The sequence below is a fragment of the Streptomyces sp. NPDC037013 genome, assembly GCF_055607265.1.
Map to the genome: position 1 here is coordinate 368,956 of NZ_JBVJRV010000008.1, position 19,230 is coordinate 388,185.

Sequence of the window (19,230 nt, forward strand, 5' to 3'; positions counted from 1 at the left end):
GGCACTCTCATGTCAGCAGGGCACACGGCGGTAACCACCCCCTCGATCCCGGCCCCCGCCCGGGGTGCGGCCGGGGGTGCCGTCGAGCCGGTGATCAGCTGTGAGACACCGCAGGACGAGTGCGGTGTACGGGACGTCCTCGACCGGCTCGGCGACAAGTGGTCCGTGTACGTCGTGGTCGAACTGGCCTCGGGCGTCCTGCGGTTCAAGGAGCTGCAGCGCAGGATCCACGGCGACATCTCGCAGCGCATGCTCACCCTCACCGTGCGGCGCCTGGAGCGCGACGGCCTGGTCAAGCGCACCGTGTACCCGACGATCCCGCCCCAGGTGGAGTACGAGCTCACGGAGCTCGGCCACAGCCTCACCCGCCTGGTGAAGGCCCTCGCCGACTGGTCCATCGACCACCGTCCGGCCATCGCGGAGGCCCGCGAACGGTACGACGCGACGCACGGCTGAACACCTGGTCCGGCCCCTCGGCGCGCAACGGACGAAACGGACGGCGCAACGAAGAGACGCATCTGACGGAAGTGCGCAATGATCATTCATCGGTACGCAAGGTTGCTGCATTACGGTCGGGAAGGCGTGGACTCTAGAGTCTGCGCTGTACGTGGTGTGGCGGGGACTGCCTGCTCGGTGGTTCCCGTCTCCTAGCACGGGCGCCCTGGGTCCCCGCCGCCCTGACCGGCAGCGATGAAGGAGCCAGCGCGTGCTCGACCAAGGCGCACCCCCGCAGAACCGCCCACGCCCCTCGGGCGTCCCTGGCCTCGGCAGCCGTCTGATGCGGCGCAAGCCGGTCGAAAGCCTGGTCGCCGAGGGTGGCCAGGGTGAGGGTGGCTCGCTGCGGCGCTCCCTCGGAATGTGGCAGCTGACGATGATCAGCATCGGTGCCACGCTCGGTACCGGCATCTTCGTCGTCCTCGGCGAGAGCGTCCCGAAGGCCGGGCCCGCCGTCACGATCTCCTTCGTGATCGCCGGACTCACCGCCCTCTTCTCGGCGCTCTCGTACGCCGAGCTGGCCGGCTCCATCCCGGTCGCCGGCTCCTCCTACTCGTACGCGTACGCAACGATGGGCGAACTCATCGCCTGGGTCTGCGGCTGGTGCCTGGTCCTGGAGTACGGCGTCTCGGTCGCAGCCGTCGCCGTCGGCTGGGGCGAGTACCTCAACGAGCTGCTCGACGGGACGATCGGCGTCACCATCCCCGACGCGCTCTCCGCGGCGCCCGGCGAGGTCGACGGCGCGATCATCAACCTGCCCGGCCTGATCGTCGTGCTGCTCGCCATGGTCTTCCTGCTCGGCGGCGCCAAGGAGTCGGCGACCGCCAACACGATCATGGTCATCGTGAAGATCGCCGCGCTCGTGCTCTTCTGCACCATCGGCTTCATGGGCTTCAAGTCCGGCAACTACTCGGACTTCATGCCGCTCGGCACCGCCGGCGTCAGCGGCGCGGCCGCGAGCCTGTTCTTCTCCTACATCGGCTTCGACGCCGCCTCCACCGCCGGTGAGGAGGCGAAGAACCCGCAGCGCGACCTGCCCCGCGCGATCATGCTCTCGCTGATCATCGTCACCGCGCTCTACGTCCTGGTCGCCGCCGTCGCCGTCGGCGCCTGGAACTGGAAGGACTTCGAGGGTTCCGAGGCGACGCTCGCCGCGATCATGAACGACGTCACCGGGCAGCACATGTGGGGCACGATCCTCGCCGCCGGCGCGGTCATCTCCATCGCCTCCGTCGTCCTGACCGTCCTCTACGGCCAGACCCGCGTCCTGTTCGCCATGTCCCGCGACGGCCTGGTGCCCAAGGTGTTCGGCAAGGTCAGCGGGAAGACCGGCACGCCCCGCGTGAACACCGTCATCGTCTCGCTGTTCTGCGGCGCGCTGGCCTCCGTCATCCCGCTCGGCAAGCTCGTCGACGCCACCAGCATCGGCACGCTCTTCGCCTTCGGCCTGGTCAACGTCGCCGTGATCGTGCTGCGCCGGACGCGCCCGGACATGCCCCGCACCTTCCGGGTGCCGCTCGGCTGGCTCTTCCCTGTCCTCGGCTTCGGCTTCTGCGCGTACAACATGTTCAGCCTCGACTCCATCACCTGGGTCGTGTTCGGTGTCTGGATGGCCGTCGGCCTCGTGTTCTACTTCCTGTACGGCATGCGCCGCTCCCGATTGGCCACAGCAGAGAAGTGATCCACCCCCCGTGCGACTGAACGATCTCGACGAACGCATCGTGCACGCCCTCGCCGAGGACGCCCGCCGCTCCTACGCCGACATCGGCCAGCTGGTCGGACTCTCCGCGCCCGCCGTGAAGCGGCGCGTGGACCGGCTGCGGGCCACCGGAGCCATCACGGGCTTCACGGTGCGGGTCGACCCCGCCGCGCTCGGCTGGGAGACCGAAGGGTTCATCGAGATCTACTGTCGCCGGAACACCTCGCCGGAGGCGATCCAGCGGGGTCTGGAGCGGTACCCGGAGATCGCGTCCGCGTCCACCGTCACCGGTGACGCGGACGCGATCGTCCAGGTCTTCGCCGCGGACATGCGGCACTTCGAGCGGGTGCTCGAACGGATCGCGGGGGAGCCGTTCGTGGAACGGACGAAGTCCGTGCTCGTGCTCTCGCCCCTGATGCGGCGGTTCTCTTCGGGGTCCCCCGCCTAGCTCCTCGGCCGCGGAGCCGTGGGGTACGGGACCTTCCACGGGACGACGTCGAAGTCGCCCGTGCCCTGCCTGACCTTCTCGTACGGCGCCGAGCTCGCGCACTTGGCCAGGGTGTCAGGCTGCGCATCAGTGACCCCGTAGGCCGCCCAGCTGTACCCGACCCGGTCGTGGCGGCCCCGGTCGTCGACGGTGAAGCCGACCCGCTTGCCCTCGATGCCCTTCAGGTTGGTGCCGGTGATGACACCGGTGGCGGTGGCGACCTTCCCGCCCGTCATCAGGCAGTCGATGCGGCCCTCGGCCCAGCGGGCCTCGCCGCCCGGCCGGTCGAGGTGGACGAAGCGGAAGGTGCCGGTCGCCTTCGACGGGTCCTTGCGGTCCCCGGCCGCCAGATGCGCGTCGAAGGTGAACGTCACGTCGTCGGCCGTCGTGCGGTACATCTTCGCCGAGCCGGTGAGCGCGGCGGCCTCGCGTTCCTTCCCCCGCTCTCCGGCGCCGTGCGTCGTGGGGCGCGCCGTGCCGTCACCGGCCGCGGCGGCCACGCCCGCCGCCCCCACGGTGAGCAGCAGCGCGGCCGCCACGGCGAGGGCGCGGGGGTGGGGGCGGTGCGTGCCGGTGCGGGCCTTGTTCGTGCGGGGGGTGCTGGTGCCGTTCACGGGGGAGTCCTCCGTCGCCGGGGCCGTTCACCCGGTCTCTCCGGGCGTGATCACGGTCTCGCGGAACGGGGGTCCGGCACGTCCGGCCACGGGCCGCACCTCATTTCCCCCGCGCGACGGGGGCATCCGTACCTCTCCTGCGCCTCAGGGATGACGCTCCCGATACCCACGTCGCACCTGTGTACGGTCGGCACGCAACGAATCGCCGTCCCCGCGCCCGCACGCGCAACAGATCGCGCAGCTGCCCGCAACGGTCACACCTTGTCCGCATACGCCCGCCGACCGTACCGTCTTATCGACCCCGCCTTCCCCTCCGTACGCCTTGAGGTTCCGCCATGCCTGCGCTGCGCACCGCCCTGCTCCAGAGTTCGGGGCGCCTCGGATCCGTCGCCGAGAACCTCACGGCGCTTGACGGGGCCGCGCGGCGCGCCGCGGAGGCCGGCGCCGGGCTGCTGGTCGCGCCCGAGCTGTTCCTCACCGGCTACGCGATCGGCGACGACATCGCCCGGCTCGCCGAGCCCGCGGACGGCGACTCCGCGAAGGCCCTCGCCGAGACCGCGGCACGCCACGGGGTCGGCATCGCCTACGGCTACCCGGAGCGCGACGGCGACACCGTCTTCAACTCCGTCCAGCTGATCGGCCCGGACGGGACCCGGCTCGCGAACTACCGCAAGACCCACCTCTTCGGCGGCTTCGAACGCGACGCCTTCACCCCCGGCGAGCAGAGCGTCGTCCAGGCCGAGCTGGGGGGCGTCCGGATCGGCCTCATGATCTGCTACGACGTGGAGTTCCCGGAGAACGTCCGCGCGCACGCCCTCGCCGGCACCGACCTGCTCGTGGTCCCCACCGCGCAGATGCACCCCTTCCAGTTCGTCGCCGAGTCCGTCGTACCGGTGCGTGCCTTCGAGAACCAGATGTACGTGGCGTACGTGAACCGGGTCGGCCCCGAGGGCGAGTTCGAGTTCGTCGGGCTCTCCACGCTGGCCGGTCCCGACGGCGTGACGCGCGCCCGCGCCGGCCGCGGTGAGGAGCTGGTCCTCGGCGACGTCGACCCGGAGTTCCTGGCCGCCTCCCGCGAGACCAACCCCTACCTGCGCGACCGCCGCCCCGGCCTGTACGCGTCCCTCGTCTGAGCCCGCCCCACCTCGTCGCCCGCCCCCCTCGTCTTCCCCTCAGTTGTTCGTGCAAGGAGTCCCTGCCCCATGACGTCCACGGTGCCCACCGCCATCCAGCACACCGACGCGCAGCCGCCCATCACCATGTTCGGCCCGGACTTCCCTTACGCGTACGACGACTTCCTCGCGCACCCCGCGGGCCTCGGCCAGATACCCGCGACCGAGCACGGCACCGAGGTCGCCGTCATCGGCGGCGGTCTCTCCGGCATCGTCGCCGCGTACGAACTGATGAAGATGGGCCTCAAGCCCGTCGTCTACGAGGCCGACCAGATCGGCGGCCGGCTGCGCACGGTCGGCTTCGACGGGTGCGACGCCGACCTGACCGCCGAGATGGGCGCCATGCGCTTCCCGCCGTCCTCCACGGCGCTCCAGCACTACATCGACCTGGTGGGCCTGAAGACCCGCGCCTTCCCGAACCCGCTCGCCGAGTCGACCCCCTCCACGGTCGTGGACCTCAAGGGCGAGTCGCACTACGCCGAGACCGTCGCCGACCTGCCGCAGGTCTACCGCGACGTGGCGAAGGCCTGGGCCGACTGTCTCGAAGAGGGCGCGGACTTCTCCGAGATGAACCGCGCCCTGCGCGAGCGCGACGTCCCGAAGATCCGTGAGATCTGGGCGCAGCTCGTCGAGAAGCTCGACAACCAGACCTTCTACGGCTTCCTCTGCGACTCCGAGGCGTTCAAGTCCTTCCGGCACCGCGAGATCTTCGGCCAGGTCGGCTTCGGCACCGGCGGCTGGGACACCGACTTCCCCAACTCCATCCTGGAGATCCTGCGGGTCGTCTACACCGAGGCCGACGACCACCACCGCGGCATCGTCGGCGGCAGCCAGCAGCTGCCCCTGCGCCTGTGGGAGCGCGAGCCGCAGAAGATCGTGCACTGGGAGCCCGGCACGTCCCTGAAGTCCCTGCACGAGGGCGGCGAGCCGAAGCCGGCCGTGACCCGCCTGAACCGCACCGCGGGCAACCGCGTCACCGTCACGGACGCCTCCGGCGACATCCGCACCTACCGGGCGGCGATCTTCACCGCCCAGTCCTGGATGCTGCTCTCCAAGATCGAGTGCGACGACTCGCTCTTCCCGATCGACCACTGGACGGCGATGGAGCGCACCCACTACATGGAGAGCTCGAAGCTCTTCGTGCCGGTGGACCGTCCGTTCTGGCTCGACAAGGACGAGGAGACCGGCCGTGACGTCATGTCGATGACGCTCACCGACCGCATGACCCGCGGCACCTACCTCCTGGACGACGGTCCGGACAAGCCCGCCGTCATCTGCCTCTCCTACACCTGGTGCGACGACAGCCTGAAGTGGCTGCCGCTGTCGGCGAACGAGCGCATGGAGGTCATGCTCAAGTCGCTCGGCGAGATCTACCCGAAGGTCGACATCCGCAGCCACATCATCGGCAACCCGGTGACCGTCTCGTGGGAGAACGAGCCCTACTTCATGGGCGCCTTCAAGGCGAACCTGCCGGGCCACTACCGCTACCAGCGGCGCCTGTTCACCCACTTCATGCAGGAGAACCTGCCCGAGGACAAGCGCGGCATCTTCCTCGCCGGCGACGACATCTCCTGGACCGCCGGCTGGGCCGAGGGCGCCATCCAGACCGCGCTCAACGCCGTGTGGGGCGTGATGCACCACTTCGGCGGCGAGACCGACGCCACCAACCCCGGCCCCGGCGACGTGTACGACGAGATCGCGCCGGTGGAGCTGCCGGAGGACTGAGGAGCGCGGCCCGGACGGGTTCCGCCGGTCAGACCCCGGCGGCCCGTGCCTCCTCGTACACCTGCGCGGCGAGGTCCTTGAGCTCCTGCGCGTCCCGCGCGGACTCGCCGAGCTCGACCAGGATCTCGTCGACGCCCACCGCGGCATGGGCCGCCAGGTCCTCGACGATCTGTGCGACGCTGCCGCGGAACGGGGGGCGGTCCGGGCCCTCGTACGGCTTCTTCGTGTACCTGGCGTTGGCCCGCAGCACGCTCCGGACCGGCTTCTCGCGGCCCCGCGCCGCGGCCGCCTCGCGCACCCCGGCCCACTGCTCGGCGAGCACCTCGGCGCCCCTGGCCACCGGCATCCAGCCGTCGGCGCGCTCCACGAGCCTGCGCAGGGCCCGCGGGCTGTTGGCGGGGAGCAGGATGGGGATCGGGCGGGCGGGCTTCGGGCCCACCACCGAGGGCGCGATGGTGGTGAGCTCCCCTTCGTACGACACCGGGTCCGGGCCCCACACCGCGTGGCAGACGTCGATCAGCTCGTCCAGGACCTTCCCGCGCCGCTCGAAGGGGGCGACCGAGGCGGCCGCGTACTCGTCGTGGGACCAGCCGGTGCCGAGGCCCGCGACGACCCGGCCGCCGCTCGCCGCGTCCAACGTGGCCAGCGAGCGGGCGAGTTGGAACGGCACGTGCAGCGGCGCGACCAGCACGCTGGTGCCGAGACGGGCGTGCTCGGTGGCCGCCGCGGCGAGCGCCAGGGTGACCAGGGGGTCGGCGACCGAGCGGTACGAGTCGGGCCAGGGCAGGTCCGGGATCCCGTACAGGCCCTGGGTGGCGGGCTCGGGGTAGAGGATGCGCTCGAAGACCCACAGGCTCTCGTAGCCGATGTCCTCGGCGGCCCGGGCCACCGCGGGGACGTCGGATCCGATGGCGTACTGCCTGCCCTGCGGAAGACTCAGTCCGAGTGCGGTCGCCATTCCGGTGCTCCTTCGCTTCGGGATCGGTCGGTTCAACGTACAACGACCGGGCGGGAGTTCACCGTCGGCCGGGCCGGGCGTGGCCGAAAGCGGCCGACGGGCGGACGCGTCGCGTCAGTCCGGCAGGGGCGTCAGCAGGATCCGCCCCACCAGGCCCACCGCCCCGTCGAGGCGCTCGCCGAACTCCTCGGCGACGCCCGGCAGATCGCGCAGCGCCCAGAGCGCGCGCGCCGACGCCCATGCGCCGTCCCTGGCCCGCTCCAGGCTCCACGAACCCGCCAGATGCGTCAGCGGGTCCCCGACCTGGAGCAGGTCGGGGCCGGGCATCAGCTCTTCGCGGATGCGCTCCTCCAGCGTGACGAGGACATCGCCGACCCGGTCGAACTCGTCCTCCAGATCGGCCGGTTCACAGCCGAGCGAGCGGCTGGCGTCCACGAGGGCGAGCGCCAGGTCGTGCCCGATGTGGGCGTTGATCCCCGCGAGCGCGAACTGCAGGGGGCGCACGCCCGGATGGCGGCGGTACTGGAACAGCGGACGCCAGCAGGCGGGCGGGCGGCGACCCTCGGCGGCCGCCTCGACGGCCGCGAAGTAACGCTCGGCGAACCGGACGTTCAGCGTGACCGCGGGGTGGACGCCGGGCAGGGTGCCGGCGCCGAGGAGCCGGGCGAGCTCCTCGGTCACCGACAGATAGACGCGGTTGAAGACGGCGACCCCGTCGCGCGGCGGCCAGTCGTCGCCGAGCGCCCGCATCCGTGCCACCACGCCGTCGACCCCGTACGCCGGGGCCCCGAACTCCGCCAACCGCTCCCACTGCGCCATGGGGGCAGGGTCCCAGCCCGGGACCGGCCCCGGCGTCAGCGCACCGGCGGCTTCCCCGAAACGAGGGAACGCACGCCACCGGAACCGGCCGCCCCCCGGCCCCTGCCGAGCGCCACCGCCCCGGTCACCAGGGCCGCCGCCACCAGCAGCGCGCTGACCCACGGGGGCGAGCGGTAGCCGAGCCCCGCGGAGATCGCCAGACCGCCGAGGTAGGGGCCGGCCGCGCCGCCCACGTTGAACGCGGCCGTGGCGAACCCGCCCGCCAGGTGGGGCGCGTCGGCCGCCGCGTACAGCGCCCGCGCGATGAGCGTGGACCCGACGCCGAACGACAGCGCCCCCTGGACCAGGACAAGGACGACCACCGCCACCGTCTCGGCGGCCGTCACCGCCAGCAGGACCCAGCCGGCGAGCAGCGCGAGCGAGCCGGACACCAACAGCGGCACGGGCCGCACGTCCGCGACCCGGCCGCCCACCGTGACCCCGACGAAGGAGCCGATGCCGAACAGGGCGAGGATCACCGGCACCCAGCTGGCGCCGAGCCCCGTGACGCGGGTGATCAGCGGCGCCAGATACGTGAACGTGCAGAACGTCGCGCCGTTGACCAGCGCGCCGAGCAGCAGCGTCACCAGGAGCCGGGGAGAGCGCAGCGCCCGCAGCTCACCGAGCGCTCCCGGCCCCCCGGCCTCCGGGGCCCCGGGCGGCACCGCCCGCGCGATGGCGAAGACGGCGGGCAGCGAGAGCAGCGCCACGGCCCAGAACGCCGAACGCCAGCCCCACACTTCGCCGAGCAGCGCCCCTGCGGGGACCCCCGCGACGCAGGCGACGGTCACGCCGCCGAGCAGCGTGGACGTGGCGCGCCCCGTGGCGCCGGGCCCGACCATGCTCGTGGCGGTGACCAGGGCGACGGCGAGGAACCCGGCGTTGGCGAGGGCGCCGACGACACGGGTGGCGAGCAGCACGGCGAAGCTCGTGGTGAGCGCGCCGATGACGTGGACGAGCAGGAAGACGGTCAGGAAGACCAGGAGAGCGCTCCGCCGCGCGAAGCGGCGGCTCAGGGCGGCCATCAGGGGCGCGCCGACCACCATGCCGACGGCGAACGCCGAGGTCAGATGGCCGGCGGTGGGAATGGGGACGGCCAGATCGCGCGCGATGTCCGGGACCAGGCCGGACAGCATGAACTCGGAGGTGCCTTGCGCGAAAACGGCAAGGCCCAGCAGGTAGAGGGCAAAGGGCACAGCAGGACTCCGCAACCACGGTGTGGATCAGGAAGATCGGGACACGGGGCGGTGGTCCGGCGGGGAAAGGCACCGGCGTCGCGGACGGCCGCGCGGACACAGCGGGGCTGTGCGGGCGCGGCGCGTGGATCAGCGCGAGAGCACGGGAAGCCACCGGACGACCGGTGGCCGGAGTCTGTCGGACTCGGGAGAGGACATGGCGCGCACCTTAGACAGCGGGGGCGCGCCCCGTCCAGCGGATTACTTGCTCGTCGCGCTCTCGTCGTCGTACGTCGACGTGCCCGCATCCAACAGCGGTTCCTGGGACTTGAGGTGCGCCGGGGCGAACGCGCGCAGCACGTGGTAGCCGGTGATGACGACGATCGTGCCGAGCGCGATGCCGCTCAGCTCGAAGTTGTCGCTGATCTTCAGGGAGACGCCGCCGACGCCGATGATGATGCCCGCGGCGGCCGGCACCAGGTTCAGCGGGTTGCGCAGGTCGACCTTGGCGTTGATCCAGATCTGCGCGCCGAGCAGGCCGATCATCCCGTACAGGATGACGGTGATGCCGCCGAGCACACCGCCCGGGATGGCGGCCACGACCGCGCCGAACTTGGGGCAGAGGCCGAAGAGCAGCGCGAAGCAGGCCGCCGCCCAGTAGGCGGCCGTCGAGTAGACGCGCGTCGCCGCCATCACGCCGATGTTCTCGGAGTACGTCGTGTTGGGCGGGCCGCCGACCGCGGTGGAGAGCATGGACGCGGCGCCGTCGGCGGAGATCGCCGTGCCGAGCTTGTCGTCGAGGTTGTCGCCGGTCATCTCGCCGACCGCCTTGACGTGTCCGGCGTTCTCCGCGACGAGCGCGATGACGACGGGCAGCGCCACGAGGATCGCCGACCACTCGAAGCTCGGCCCGTGGAAGGAGGGCAGGCCGATCCAGTCGGCCTTGCCGACGGCGGACAGGTCGAGGCGCAGATGGTCGACGACCTTGCCGGAGCCGTCCGCCGAGTGGATCTTGCCGAAGATCTGGTCGAAGAGCCAGGAGATGCCGTATCCGAAGATCAGGCCGAGGAAGATCGCGATACGGGAGAAGAAGCCGCGCAGGCAGACCACGGCCAATCCGGTGAACAGCATCACCAGGAGCGCCGTCCACTGGTCCTGCGGCCAGTACGTCGAGGCGGTGACCGGGGCCAGGTTGAAGCCGATCAGCATGACGACCGCGCCGGTCACGATCGGCGGCATCGCGGCGTGGATGATCCGCGCCCCGAACCGCTGCACCGCCAGGCCGACCAGGAACAGCACGGCACCGACGACGAGGACCGCGCCGGTCACCGTCGCGCTGGAGCCGCCCTGGGCGCGGATGACGGCGGCGACGCCCACGAAGGAGAGCGAGCAGCCGAGGTAGCTGGGGACCCGGCCGCGGGTGGCGAGCAGGAAGATGACGGTCGCGACGCCCGACATCATGATGGCCAGGTTCGGGTCGAGGCCCATGAGGACGGGGGCCACGAAGGAGGCCCCGAACATCGCCACCACGTGCTGGGCGCCGAGGCCGAAGGTCCGCGGCCACGAGAGCCGCTCGTCGGGTCGGACGACGGCGCCCGGGGCGGGGGTGCGGCCGTCGCCGTGGAGTTTCCAGCGCACGCCGAGATCCATGGTGAGTGTCGCTTTCTGTGCGCCGAGCCGGGCCGTGGTGCGTGGCCCGAAATGATCCACGCCATGTTAATGCGACGTCAGTGCGGATTCTCCCGGCGCGGGACGGCCGCCCCCGGGTCGGGACGGTCGCCGGGCGACGTCAGGACCTCGGACCGGGGGCCGCCGCGTCGGTGGACCTGGACCCGGCGGCCTTGCGGCCGTCGGCGCGCAGCACGCCCGCGAAGGCGGTCAGACCGCAGGCGAGCAGCGTCACCAGACCGAAGGAGGTGACCAGGCTCGTCGCGTCCGCCAGCGTGCCGATCGCCGACGGCGCGATGAGACCCGAGGTGTACGTGATGGTGGCGACGCCCGCGATGGCCTGGCTGGGGTTGGGGCCGCTGCGGCCGGCCGCGGCGAAGGCGAGCGGCACCACGACCGCGATGCCGAGACCGAGGAGGGCGAATCCGGCCATGGCCACGACCGGGTGCGGGGCGAGGACCACGAGGAGCCCGCCGAGCACCGCGAGCACACCCCCCGCCCGCACCGTGCGCACCGCGCCGAAGCGGTTCACCACCGCGTCGCCCGCGAGCCGGGCGACGGCCATGGTGAGGGTGAAGCCGGTGGTCGACGCGGCGGCGACACCGGCCGAGGTGTCCAGGACGTCCCGCAGGTAGACCGCCGACCAGTCCAGGCTCGCGCCCTCCGCGAAGACCGCGCAGAAACCGACCGCCCCGATCAGCAGCGCCGACTTGGGCGGCAGCGAGAACCGTGGCGGCGCCTCCTCCTCTGGTTCGGCCTGCACGTCGAGGACGCCCTGGCAGGCGAGGAGGCCGATGACGGTGAGCGCCGCCGCGGCGAGCGCGTGGTGCAGCCGGGCGTCGGAGCCCAGGTGCGCGGCGACGGTGCCGGCCGCCGAGCCGATCAGGGCGCCGACGCTCCACATGCCGTGCAGCCCCGACATGATCGACTTCCGCATCAGTGTCTCGGTCTCGACGCCGATCGCGTTCATCGTCACGTCGGACATGCCCGAGGTCGCGCCGTACACGAGCAGCGCCAGGCAGAGCGTGGGCAGGTTGGGCGCGAGCGACGGCAGGACCAGCGCGAGCGTCCACATCGCGAGCAGCCCGCGCAGCGCGTTCCGGGCGCCGAAGCGGTGGCTGATGCGGCTCGCGAGCGGCATCGCGACGGAGGCGCCGATCGCGGGGAAGGCGAGGGCGAGGCCGAGCATGCCCGCGCTGACGCCCGCATGGTCCTGGATCCAGGGCACCCGGGTCGCGAAGGAGCCCGTGACCGCGCCGTGCGCGCAGAAGACGGCCGCCACGGCGATCCGCGCCTTCCTCAACCGGTGTGCGTCGACGACCACTTCACTCATTGTGCTCCGCCCTCCCGAGTGCTGCCCCGCTTCGGCGACGTAAACTATCAGGAACCCTGCCTGATAAATAGAACGTTTCTGTGGGAGGATCCGGCCATGCCTGTCTCGCCTGCCTCACCGAGTACCGCCCGGGCCATCAACGACCGGCTCGCGCTGGGCCTCCTGCAGAGCGAAGGGCCGCTGACCGCCAACCAGTTGAAGCAGCTCACCGGCCTCTCGCGGCCCTCGGTCGCCGACCTCGTCGAACGGCTCCAGGGCTCCGGGCTCATCACGGTCGTCGGCGAGGCCGGGGCCCAGCGGCGCGGCCCCAATGCCCGGCTCTACGGCATAGTCGCCGACCGCGCCCACCTCGCCGCCCTCGACGTGCGCACCGAGAGCGTCTCCGTTGTCGTGACCGACCTGCTCGGCGCGGTGCTCGCCGAGGCCTCCGCGCCCATCGGCGGCGACACCGGCACCGGGCCCGCCGTCGAGCGCGCCGTCGCCCTCGTCGAGCGCACGGCCCGCGAGGGCGGCGTCCAGCGGCTGCACACCGTCGGCATCGGCGCCCCCGGCCTCATCGACCCCGCCACCGGCGACCTGCACGACACGTCCTCGCTGCCCGCCTGGCACCGCCGCCTCGCCGGGGCCCTCCATGAGCGGCTCGGCGCCCGCGTCCTGGTGGAGAACGAGACCAACCTCGCGGCCCGCGCCGAACGGCGCGACGGCGCCGCGCACGACCGGGACACCTTCGTGCTGCTCTGGCTCGGGGACGGCGTCGGCGCCGCCGTGGTCCTCGACGGCGTGCTGCGCCGGGGTGCCTCCGGCGGCGCCGGCGAGATCGGCTTCCTGCCCGTACCGGGCACCGGCTCCCTGCCGTCCGCCACCGGCTGCGAGGGCGGCTTCCACTCGCTGGCCTGCGCCGCCGCCCTCCGTGAACTCGGCGCGGAGCACGGCCTTTCGGAACCGGGCATGTCCGCCGCCGACGTCCTGCGGCGCGCGGTGGTGAGTGACGCGGCCGGGTTCCTGGACGCCGCCGCCGACCGGGTCGCCGTCGGCGCGGCCGCGGTGGCGGCGATCCTGGACCCCGGCTGCGTCGTCCTCGGCGGTGAGGTGGGCCGCGCGGGCGGCGCCGCGCTCGCCGACCGCGTGGCCGACCGCGTCGGCGCCATGTCGCCGCTGCGCACCGAGGTCAGGGCCGGCACCCTCGGCGGCGCCGCGGTGCTGCGGGGCGCGCTGCTCGCCGCCCGGGACGCGGCGCAGGACGACCTCTTCGGGCCGAATCCCGGGCGCTCGCGCGGACACTGAGGTGCGGATGCCGGCCGCCGGGGCGCGGTGGGCGGGTGGCTACTTCCGGCCCGACCGTACCGCCAGGTACTCCTCGAACGTCCGCTTGCCGACGGCCCGTTCGGGCGTCAGATGGCCGCCCGCGCGCGCCGCACGGTAGGTGGCGCCCGCGAGCCGCAACGGCACCAGACGCCGCCGCTTCCCGCTCGCCCGCAGATAGGCGCGGGCCAGGTCGGGGAAGGTGCGGACCTCGGGGCCTCCCATGTCGTCGACCCGGCCGGCCGGCGGCGCCGCCGCCAACTCCGCGAGGCGGTCGGCGACTTCGGCGACCTCGATCGGCTGGTCACTCACCCCGGCGGGCAGCAGCATGACCGGCAGCTTCGCCGAGGCCTCCATCATCCGCAGGACCAGATCGTGGAACTGCGTGGTCCGCAGCACCGTCCAGCCGAGCCCGGACTCCTCGACCAGCCGCTCCACGGCGAGCTTCGACTTGTAGTAGCCGATCGGCAGGCGGTCGACGCCGACGATGGAGATGTAGACCAGGTGCGCGACGCCGGCCTTGCGCGCCGCCCCGATCAGGTTCCTCGCGGCCTGCTCGTCGCCGCCGCGCGGGGTGGAGGCGCAGTGCACGATCACGTCCACGCCCGCCACCGCCGCGTCCAGACCGGTGCCCTTGCGCAGATCGACGGCGTACGACTGGGAGCGGCGGCTGAGCACCCGCACCTCGTGACCGTCCGCCCGCAGCTTCTCCGTCACGTGGCGGCCGAGGGTTCCGGTGCCGCCGGTTACCAGGATCGTCGTCATCACAAGGTTCCTTCGCAGTACGGGACTTCGTGGACGCGGCTGTCACACGACGGCCAACTGCCGCTCCACGAAGGCCAGCTTCTCCGGATTGACCACTGACCGTACCCCGGTGACCACACCGTCGCCGCCCTCGAAGGCGACGACCGCCCTGATCCGGCCCGCCGTGCGTACCACCAGCGCGGGCCCGCCGTTGACCTCCGCGTACGAGAAGTCCGATGCCGCGATGTGCTCCACTATGCCGGCGAGGAACCGCAGGACTGCGGTGCGGCCGTGGATCGGGGTGGCGGTCGCCCTCGCCCTGCCCCCGCCGTCGCCCCACCAGGTCACGTCCCTGGCCAGGGTCTTCTCCAGGGTCGCGGTGTCCCCGTCGCGGGCGGCGGCGATGAACGACTCGACGAACTGCTGCCGCAGCTCGTGCCCCGGCTTGAAGCGGGCCCGCGCCTCGGCGACGGCCCGCACCCCCCTGCGGTACAGCTGACGGCAGTTGGCCTCGCTCGTGTCCAGGGCGTCCGCGATCTCCCGGTGGCTGTAGGCGAACGCCTCCCGCAGCACGTACACGGCACGCTCCTTGGGAGTGAGCCGCTCCAGGAGGACGAGCAGCGCCATCGACACGGCGTCGCGCTGCTCCGCGGACTCCAGGGGGCCGAGCGTCCCGCCGGAGGTGATCACGGGCTCCGGCAGCCAGGTGCCCACGTACTGTTCGCGCCGGGCACGGGCCGAAGTGAGCCTGGTCAGACAGAGGTTGGTGACCGTCTTGGCCAGCCAGGCGCCCGGCTGCTCGATCTCCGCGCGCCGCGCGCCGCTCCAGCGCAGGTACGCGTCCTGCACGGCGTCCTCCGCCTCCTGCGCGGAGCCCAGGAGCCGGTAGGCAAGCGCGAACATCCGGGGTCGGTGGGACTCGAATTCCTCGGCCAGTGCCGCAACGGTGCTCACACCCACAGGGTGCCATCCCATGGGTGTGAGCCCGCCGGGTGGTCAGCAGGAACCGAGGTCCTGCCAGACACCCCACGTTCCGCCGGTGCCGGGTTCATCGCCCTTCGTCCACCATTTCGCCTTCCAGGTGTGCGACTTGTGGGACACGGTCGTCCCGCCGCCGTACTCGGACGTGGCGCTCCACGCGGGCGCCTTGCACGTGCCCGGCTGGGGCGGGTCGGTCGGGTCCGGCGGGTCGGTCGGGCCGGTGCCCGTGCCCGGCTCGACGAGGGTGGTGCCGCGCGCCAGGTCACCGGCGAGGGCGTACGTCGTGCCGCCGATGCTCACCGTCCAGTTCCACGGCGTGGACACGGGCAGGTAGTAGTTGAAGGAGAGGTCCACGGAGGCGCCGGGGGCCAGCGACTGCCAGGCCGGCAGCTTCAGCGAGACCCGGTGGAAGTCGCCCTTCAGACCGCCGGCGTTGCTGCCGGTGTGGTCGCTGCTGATCACCTTCGTGCCGAAGCCGGACTGGTCGGAGGCGTTGCCGGGGGCCGACGTCGAGTAGTCGAACTGGAACTCCGTGCCGCCGGGGAGCGTGCTCTTCGTGTTGTTGGTGATCTTCACCTTGGGCGTGATCGGGTAGTTGGAGTCGCCCAGCTTGAACTCCCCGAACTCCACGCCGATGTCGACGGCCTTGGTGGGCAGCGTCTTGTTCGACACCTTCGCGCCATACGGCTTCGCGGCCTTGAACTTGTCGTACATCAGCGAGGTGAGCGTGTCACCGATCTCGTACTGGTCCTTGCCCGCGTTCCATCGGTAGTCGCCCGCCATCTCCCAGACCATCGTGCCACCGATGCCCCGGTCGACCACGTAGTCGGCCTTCTTCGCCACCGACTCCTCGTCCTCCGTGGAGAGGAAGACCTTCTTGTCGGCGTTCCACAGCCAGGGCGCGACCAGCGAGGAGCTGTACTTGCGGGCGTAGGTGCCGGTCAGCTTGGTGTCGGCGGGGAAGCCGTAGTCGGTGACGTAGTCCCCGACGATGCCCTTCTCCAGGTTCTTGGCGTGCCACATCGGGTTGGAGCCCGCGGGGGACTCCTTGCCGTTGTCGTCCTTGTCGTGCCAGAGGTTGTCGATGCCGACCGCGCCGTCACCGCACTTGGTCAGGCCGGAGCCGGCCGGACAGCTGGTCGAGGCCGCCTTGCCCCAGAGCCCGTCGGTGCCACCCTGCACGTTCTTGAAGCCGCGCGTGTAGTACGGCAGGCCGATGTTGATGCGCCCGGCGGGCATCGAGCCGCGGAAGTAGTGGTAGGCCCAGTCGGTGTTGAGGTAGCCGATGCCGCCGTACTGGGAGCTGCCGTAGACGTTGGCGGCCGCGAGTTCGGCGTCCTTGCCGTCGTCGAAGAGCGAGGCGTTGGGGCCGACGTACTCGTTCCAGGCGCCGTGCAGGTCGTACGACATGATGTTGACGTAGTCCAGGTACTTCTGGACCTGGAAGGTCTCCATGCCGCGCAGCAGATAGCCGGAGGAGGGGGCCGCCACGGTCAGCATGTAGTGCCTGCCGTCGGCCGCGCCCGCCCTGTCGAGCTTCTGGCGCAGGGACTTCATCAGCGCCGCGTAGCCCTTGACGAGGCCGCCGCGCCGGGCGTTGGAGAGGGAGTAGTCGAGCGGGTTGCCCGCGTCCTTCATCGAGGTCGGGTACTCGTAGTCGATGTCGACGCCGTTGAAGCCGTACTTCTTGATGAAGGCGACCGCGGAGTCGGCGAAGGTGTCGATGCCCGCCTGGTTGACCGAGCCGTCGGCGTTGGTGGCCATCGAGTAGAAGCCGCCGGAGTCGACGCGCTTGCCGTCGTCGCCGAAGTAGCCGCCGGTCTCGGCCCAACCGCCCACCGATATCAGCGTCTTGACGTTCGGGTGCTGCTTCTTGAACTTGTTGAGCAGGTTGAAGTGGCCCTTGTAGGGGAGCGCCGGATCCATCTCGGCGCCCGCGACGCCGGGCCAGGTCATGCCGGTGGCGGCGTTCTTGTCGCTGTCGGAGCCGACGGAGAGCTTGTTGTCCTTGTCGACGTGGCCGAAGGCGTAGTTGACGTGGGTGACCTTGTCCCAGGGGATGTCGGAGGCGAGGTAGGCCGGCTCGCCGTTCTTCCCGGTGCGCCAGCCGGTGAAGTAGCCGATGACGCGCCGCTGGTGGTCGGCGCCCATCTTCTCGCGGCCCTCGCTGTCGTAGACGGAGCAGTACGGGACGTCGACGCCGGGCGTCCGGTAGAGGCCGTCGGGGCGGCAGGAGGCGTCGTCGGCGGCGGCGTGCGAGGCGCCGCCGGAGACCAGGCCGAGCAGCAGGCCGGCGAGTGCGGTGCCGGCCGCGAGCAGCGTGGGTCTCGCGCGGGTGGGGGACGGCAAGGGGGGCCTCCTGGAACGGTGCGGAAGACGGGACGGGGCGGAACAACACAACCGGTGAAGATGTGAATCGTTCCGGGGCCCGGCGTGCACACCGTCGGCTCCGGCTCCTCTGAGGTGACGCAGAGATTAAGAGGACTAGACCAGTGCGTCAATAGGTCTGGACCAAGTTGGTTGAACGGTGATGCTGTGAGCCAGGCCACAGCCGGTGACCCATATGGCCCTCGATCAGCCGTGGCACACTGGCCTCGTACCAGAAGCAGCGCACTCCGGGGTCGGTGTAATTCCGAACCGGCGGTTACAGTCCGCGACCCGGCCGCCTCCAGCGGCCGGTTGACCAGGTGAAATTCCTGGACCGACGGTGAAAGTCCGGATGGGAGGCAGTGCGCGGCGGGCGGGCATCTCTGCACGCCGTCGTAGTCGGATCGTTCCTGGCGTCCCCAGGGACGGTTCCCGGGTTTTTCCGGGGACACGGGTCCATGCGGCGTCGGCGTCGCCGCAGGTGTCGCAGCCCGTACGTTCTGTCGTCATCGACAGGCCCCGGAGTCCGTGCCCGAAGAGGCAGGAGGACCCGGTGGCGACCGCCGCAGCCGAAACAGCAGCGATGCAGCGTGCCATCACGCTGGCCGCGCACGGACTCGGCTCCACCAGCCCCAACCCCGTCGTCGGCTGCGTCGTCCTCGACGCCGCGGGCGAGCCCGTCGGCGAGGGCTGGCACCAGCGCGCCGGCGGTCCGCACGCCGAGGTGAACGCCCTGCGGGCGGCCGGTGAGCGGGCCCGCGGCGGCACCGCCCTGGTCACCCTCGAACCCTGCAACCACACCGGCCGCACCGGCCCCTGCGCCCAGGCCCTCATCGACGCCGGGATCGCCCGCGTCGTCTACGCGGTCGCCGACCCGAACCCCACCGCGACCGGCGGCGCCCGGACCCTGCGGGCGGCCGGCATCCGCGTCGAGCAGGGCCTGCTGGAGGCCGAGGCCGCCGAGTCCAACGCCGCCTGGCTCACCTCCGTGCGCCTCGGCCGCCCCCACGTCACCTGGAAGTACGCCGCCACGCTCGACGGACGCATCGCCGCCGCCGACGGCACCAGCCGCTGGATCACCTCCGCCGAGGCCCGCGCCGACGTGCACCGGCTGCGCGCCGAGTGCGACGCCGTCGTCGTCGGCTCCGGCACCCAGCGCGCCGACGACCCGCACCTCGCCGCGCGCCTCGCCACGGACACCGGGACGCCCGTCGTACAGCCGCTGCGCGTCGTCGTCGACACCAACGGCACCGCCGTCACCCCCGGCGCCCGCGTCCTGGACGACGCGGCGCCCACCCTGATCGCCGTCGCCGCCGACGTGACCGGCGGGCCCGCGGCCGACACCGTACGACTCCCGCGCGCGGCAGGCGGGTTGGACATCCCCGCGCTGCTCGACGCGCTCCACGCGCGCGGCGTGCGCTCCGTCCTCCTCGAAGGCGGCCCGACCCTCGCCGGGGCCTTCGTCGCCGCCGGCGCCGTCGACCGCGTCATCGGCTACCTCGCCCCCGTCCTGCTCGGCGCGGGCCCCGCCGCCCTGGCCGGCGGCGGAATCACGACCATCACCGAAGCGTTGCGGCTCGACGTGCGCGACACCGTCCGCCTCGGCCCCGACCTGCGCATCACCGCGACCCCCGTAGCGAAGGAGCACTGAA

Annotated in this window: 16 protein-coding genes and 1 riboswitch; of the genes, 7 read left to right on the top strand and 9 right to left on the bottom strand. The window is 71.9% G+C overall.

All coding sequences use genetic code 11. The annotated features are described in order from the left end of the window. Positions 1–9: 9 nt before the first annotated feature. From ACZ7DY_RS30085 to ACZ7DY_RS30095, 3 genes are all read left to right on the top strand, one after another. Positions 10–456 (top strand): winged helix-turn-helix transcriptional regulator, encoded by a 447-nt coding sequence (locus tag ACZ7DY_RS30085; protein ID WP_471140684.1) that lies wholly within the window; start codon positions 10–12, stop codon positions 454–456. Positions 457–706: 250 nt separating this feature from the next. Then, positions 707–2,176, top strand: a complete 1,470-nt coding sequence (locus ACZ7DY_RS30090; RefSeq protein WP_471140685.1) for an amino acid permease — start codon at positions 707–709, stop codon at positions 2,174–2,176. A gap of 10 nt (positions 2,177–2,186) precedes the next feature. Next, entirely contained in the window at positions 2,187–2,642 is a 456-nt protein-coding gene (locus ACZ7DY_RS30095; RefSeq protein ID WP_055564807.1) for an Lrp/AsnC family transcriptional regulator, read from the top strand. On the opposite strand, the gene ACZ7DY_RS30100 is transcribed toward ACZ7DY_RS30095, so the two are convergent. After that, complete coding sequence (locus ACZ7DY_RS30100; protein WP_471140915.1) at positions 2,639–3,220, bottom strand: hypothetical protein; 582 nt, start codon at positions 3,218–3,220, stop codon at positions 2,639–2,641. The two genes, ACZ7DY_RS30095 and ACZ7DY_RS30100, sit on opposite strands and share 4 nt — an antisense overlap. Positions 3,221–3,630: 410 nt before the next feature. On the opposite strand from ACZ7DY_RS30100, the gene ACZ7DY_RS30105 reads away from it, so the two are divergent. Further along, the gene (locus tag ACZ7DY_RS30105) at positions 3,631–4,428 is read left to right on the top strand and encodes a carbon-nitrogen hydrolase family protein (protein ID WP_471140687.1); all 798 of its coding nucleotides are present in this window, start codon (positions 3,631–3,633) and stop codon (positions 4,426–4,428) included. A 69-nt stretch (positions 4,429–4,497) separates the two neighbouring features. Continuing rightward, positions 4,498–6,192, top strand: a complete 1,695-nt coding sequence (locus ACZ7DY_RS30110) for a flavin monoamine oxidase family protein (protein WP_471140688.1) — start codon at positions 4,498–4,500, stop codon at positions 6,190–6,192. Positions 6,193–6,220: 28 nt separating this feature from the next. On the opposite strand, the gene ACZ7DY_RS30115 is transcribed toward ACZ7DY_RS30110, so the two are convergent. The 5 genes from ACZ7DY_RS30115 to ACZ7DY_RS30135 all read right to left on the bottom strand — a co-directional run bounded on the left by ACZ7DY_RS30115 (position 6,221) and on the right by ACZ7DY_RS30135 (position 12,184). Then, positions 6,221–7,150 carry an LLM class F420-dependent oxidoreductase gene (locus ACZ7DY_RS30115; protein WP_471140690.1) on the bottom strand — a complete coding sequence of 310 codons (930 nt, stop codon included), beginning with the start codon at positions 7,148–7,150 and terminating at the stop codon, positions 6,221–6,223. A 114-nt stretch (positions 7,151–7,264) separates the two neighbouring features. Beyond that, positions 7,265–7,969, bottom strand: coding sequence for a DUF5995 family protein (locus tag ACZ7DY_RS30120; protein WP_471140692.1), 705 nt, complete (start codon positions 7,967–7,969; stop codon positions 7,265–7,267). Positions 7,970–8,004: 35 nt separating this feature from the next. Continuing rightward, positions 8,005–9,204 (bottom strand): Cmx/CmrA family chloramphenicol efflux MFS transporter, encoded by a 1,200-nt coding sequence (locus tag ACZ7DY_RS30125; protein ID WP_471140694.1) that lies wholly within the window; start codon positions 9,202–9,204, stop codon positions 8,005–8,007. A gap of 240 nt (positions 9,205–9,444) precedes the next feature. Further along, a complete protein-coding gene (locus tag ACZ7DY_RS30130; protein WP_471140697.1) occupies positions 9,445–10,833 on the bottom strand; it encodes a uracil-xanthine permease family protein in 1,389 nt (462 codons plus the stop codon). 139 nt (positions 10,834–10,972) lie between these two features. After that, entirely contained in the window at positions 10,973–12,184 is a 1,212-nt protein-coding gene (locus ACZ7DY_RS30135) for an MFS transporter (protein ID WP_471140700.1), read from the bottom strand. Between the two features lie 96 nt (positions 12,185–12,280). Here ACZ7DY_RS30135 and ACZ7DY_RS30140 point away from each other — a divergent pair, with 96 nt between their 5' ends. After that, a complete protein-coding gene (locus tag ACZ7DY_RS30140) occupies positions 12,281–13,468 on the top strand; it encodes an ROK family transcriptional regulator (RefSeq protein WP_471140703.1) in 1,188 nt (395 codons plus the stop codon). A 39-nt stretch (positions 13,469–13,507) separates the two neighbouring features. Here ACZ7DY_RS30140 and ACZ7DY_RS30145 read toward each other — a convergent pair whose 3' ends face one another. Genes ACZ7DY_RS30145 through ACZ7DY_RS30155 form a run of 3 tightly spaced genes read right to left on the bottom strand, consistent with a single transcriptional unit; the run spans position 13,508 to position 17,560 of the window. Further along, positions 13,508–14,251, bottom strand: coding sequence for an SDR family oxidoreductase (locus ACZ7DY_RS30145; RefSeq protein WP_471140706.1), 744 nt, complete (start codon positions 14,249–14,251; stop codon positions 13,508–13,510). Between the two features lie 42 nt (positions 14,252–14,293). Continuing rightward, complete coding sequence (locus ACZ7DY_RS30150; RefSeq protein ID WP_471140709.1) at positions 14,294–15,184, bottom strand: RNA polymerase sigma-70 factor; 891 nt, start codon at positions 15,182–15,184, stop codon at positions 14,294–14,296. A gap of 42 nt (positions 15,185–15,226) precedes the next feature. After that, positions 15,227–17,560 carry a chitinase C-terminal domain-containing protein gene (locus ACZ7DY_RS30155; protein WP_471140710.1) on the bottom strand — a complete coding sequence of 778 codons (2,334 nt, stop codon included), beginning with the start codon at positions 17,558–17,560 and terminating at the stop codon, positions 15,227–15,229. A 257-nt stretch (positions 17,561–17,817) separates the two neighbouring features. Continuing rightward, positions 17,818–17,948, top strand: a riboswitch (FMN riboswitch). Positions 17,949–18,131: 183 nt separating this feature from the next. Between ACZ7DY_RS30155 and ribD the strand changes: the two genes are divergently transcribed. Beyond that, a complete protein-coding gene (ribD, locus tag ACZ7DY_RS30160) occupies positions 18,132–19,229 on the top strand; it encodes a bifunctional diaminohydroxyphosphoribosylaminopyrimidine deaminase/5-amino-6-(5-phosphoribosylamino)uracil reductase RibD (protein WP_471140712.1) in 1,098 nt (365 codons plus the stop codon). Position 19,230 lies beyond the last annotated feature (1 nt).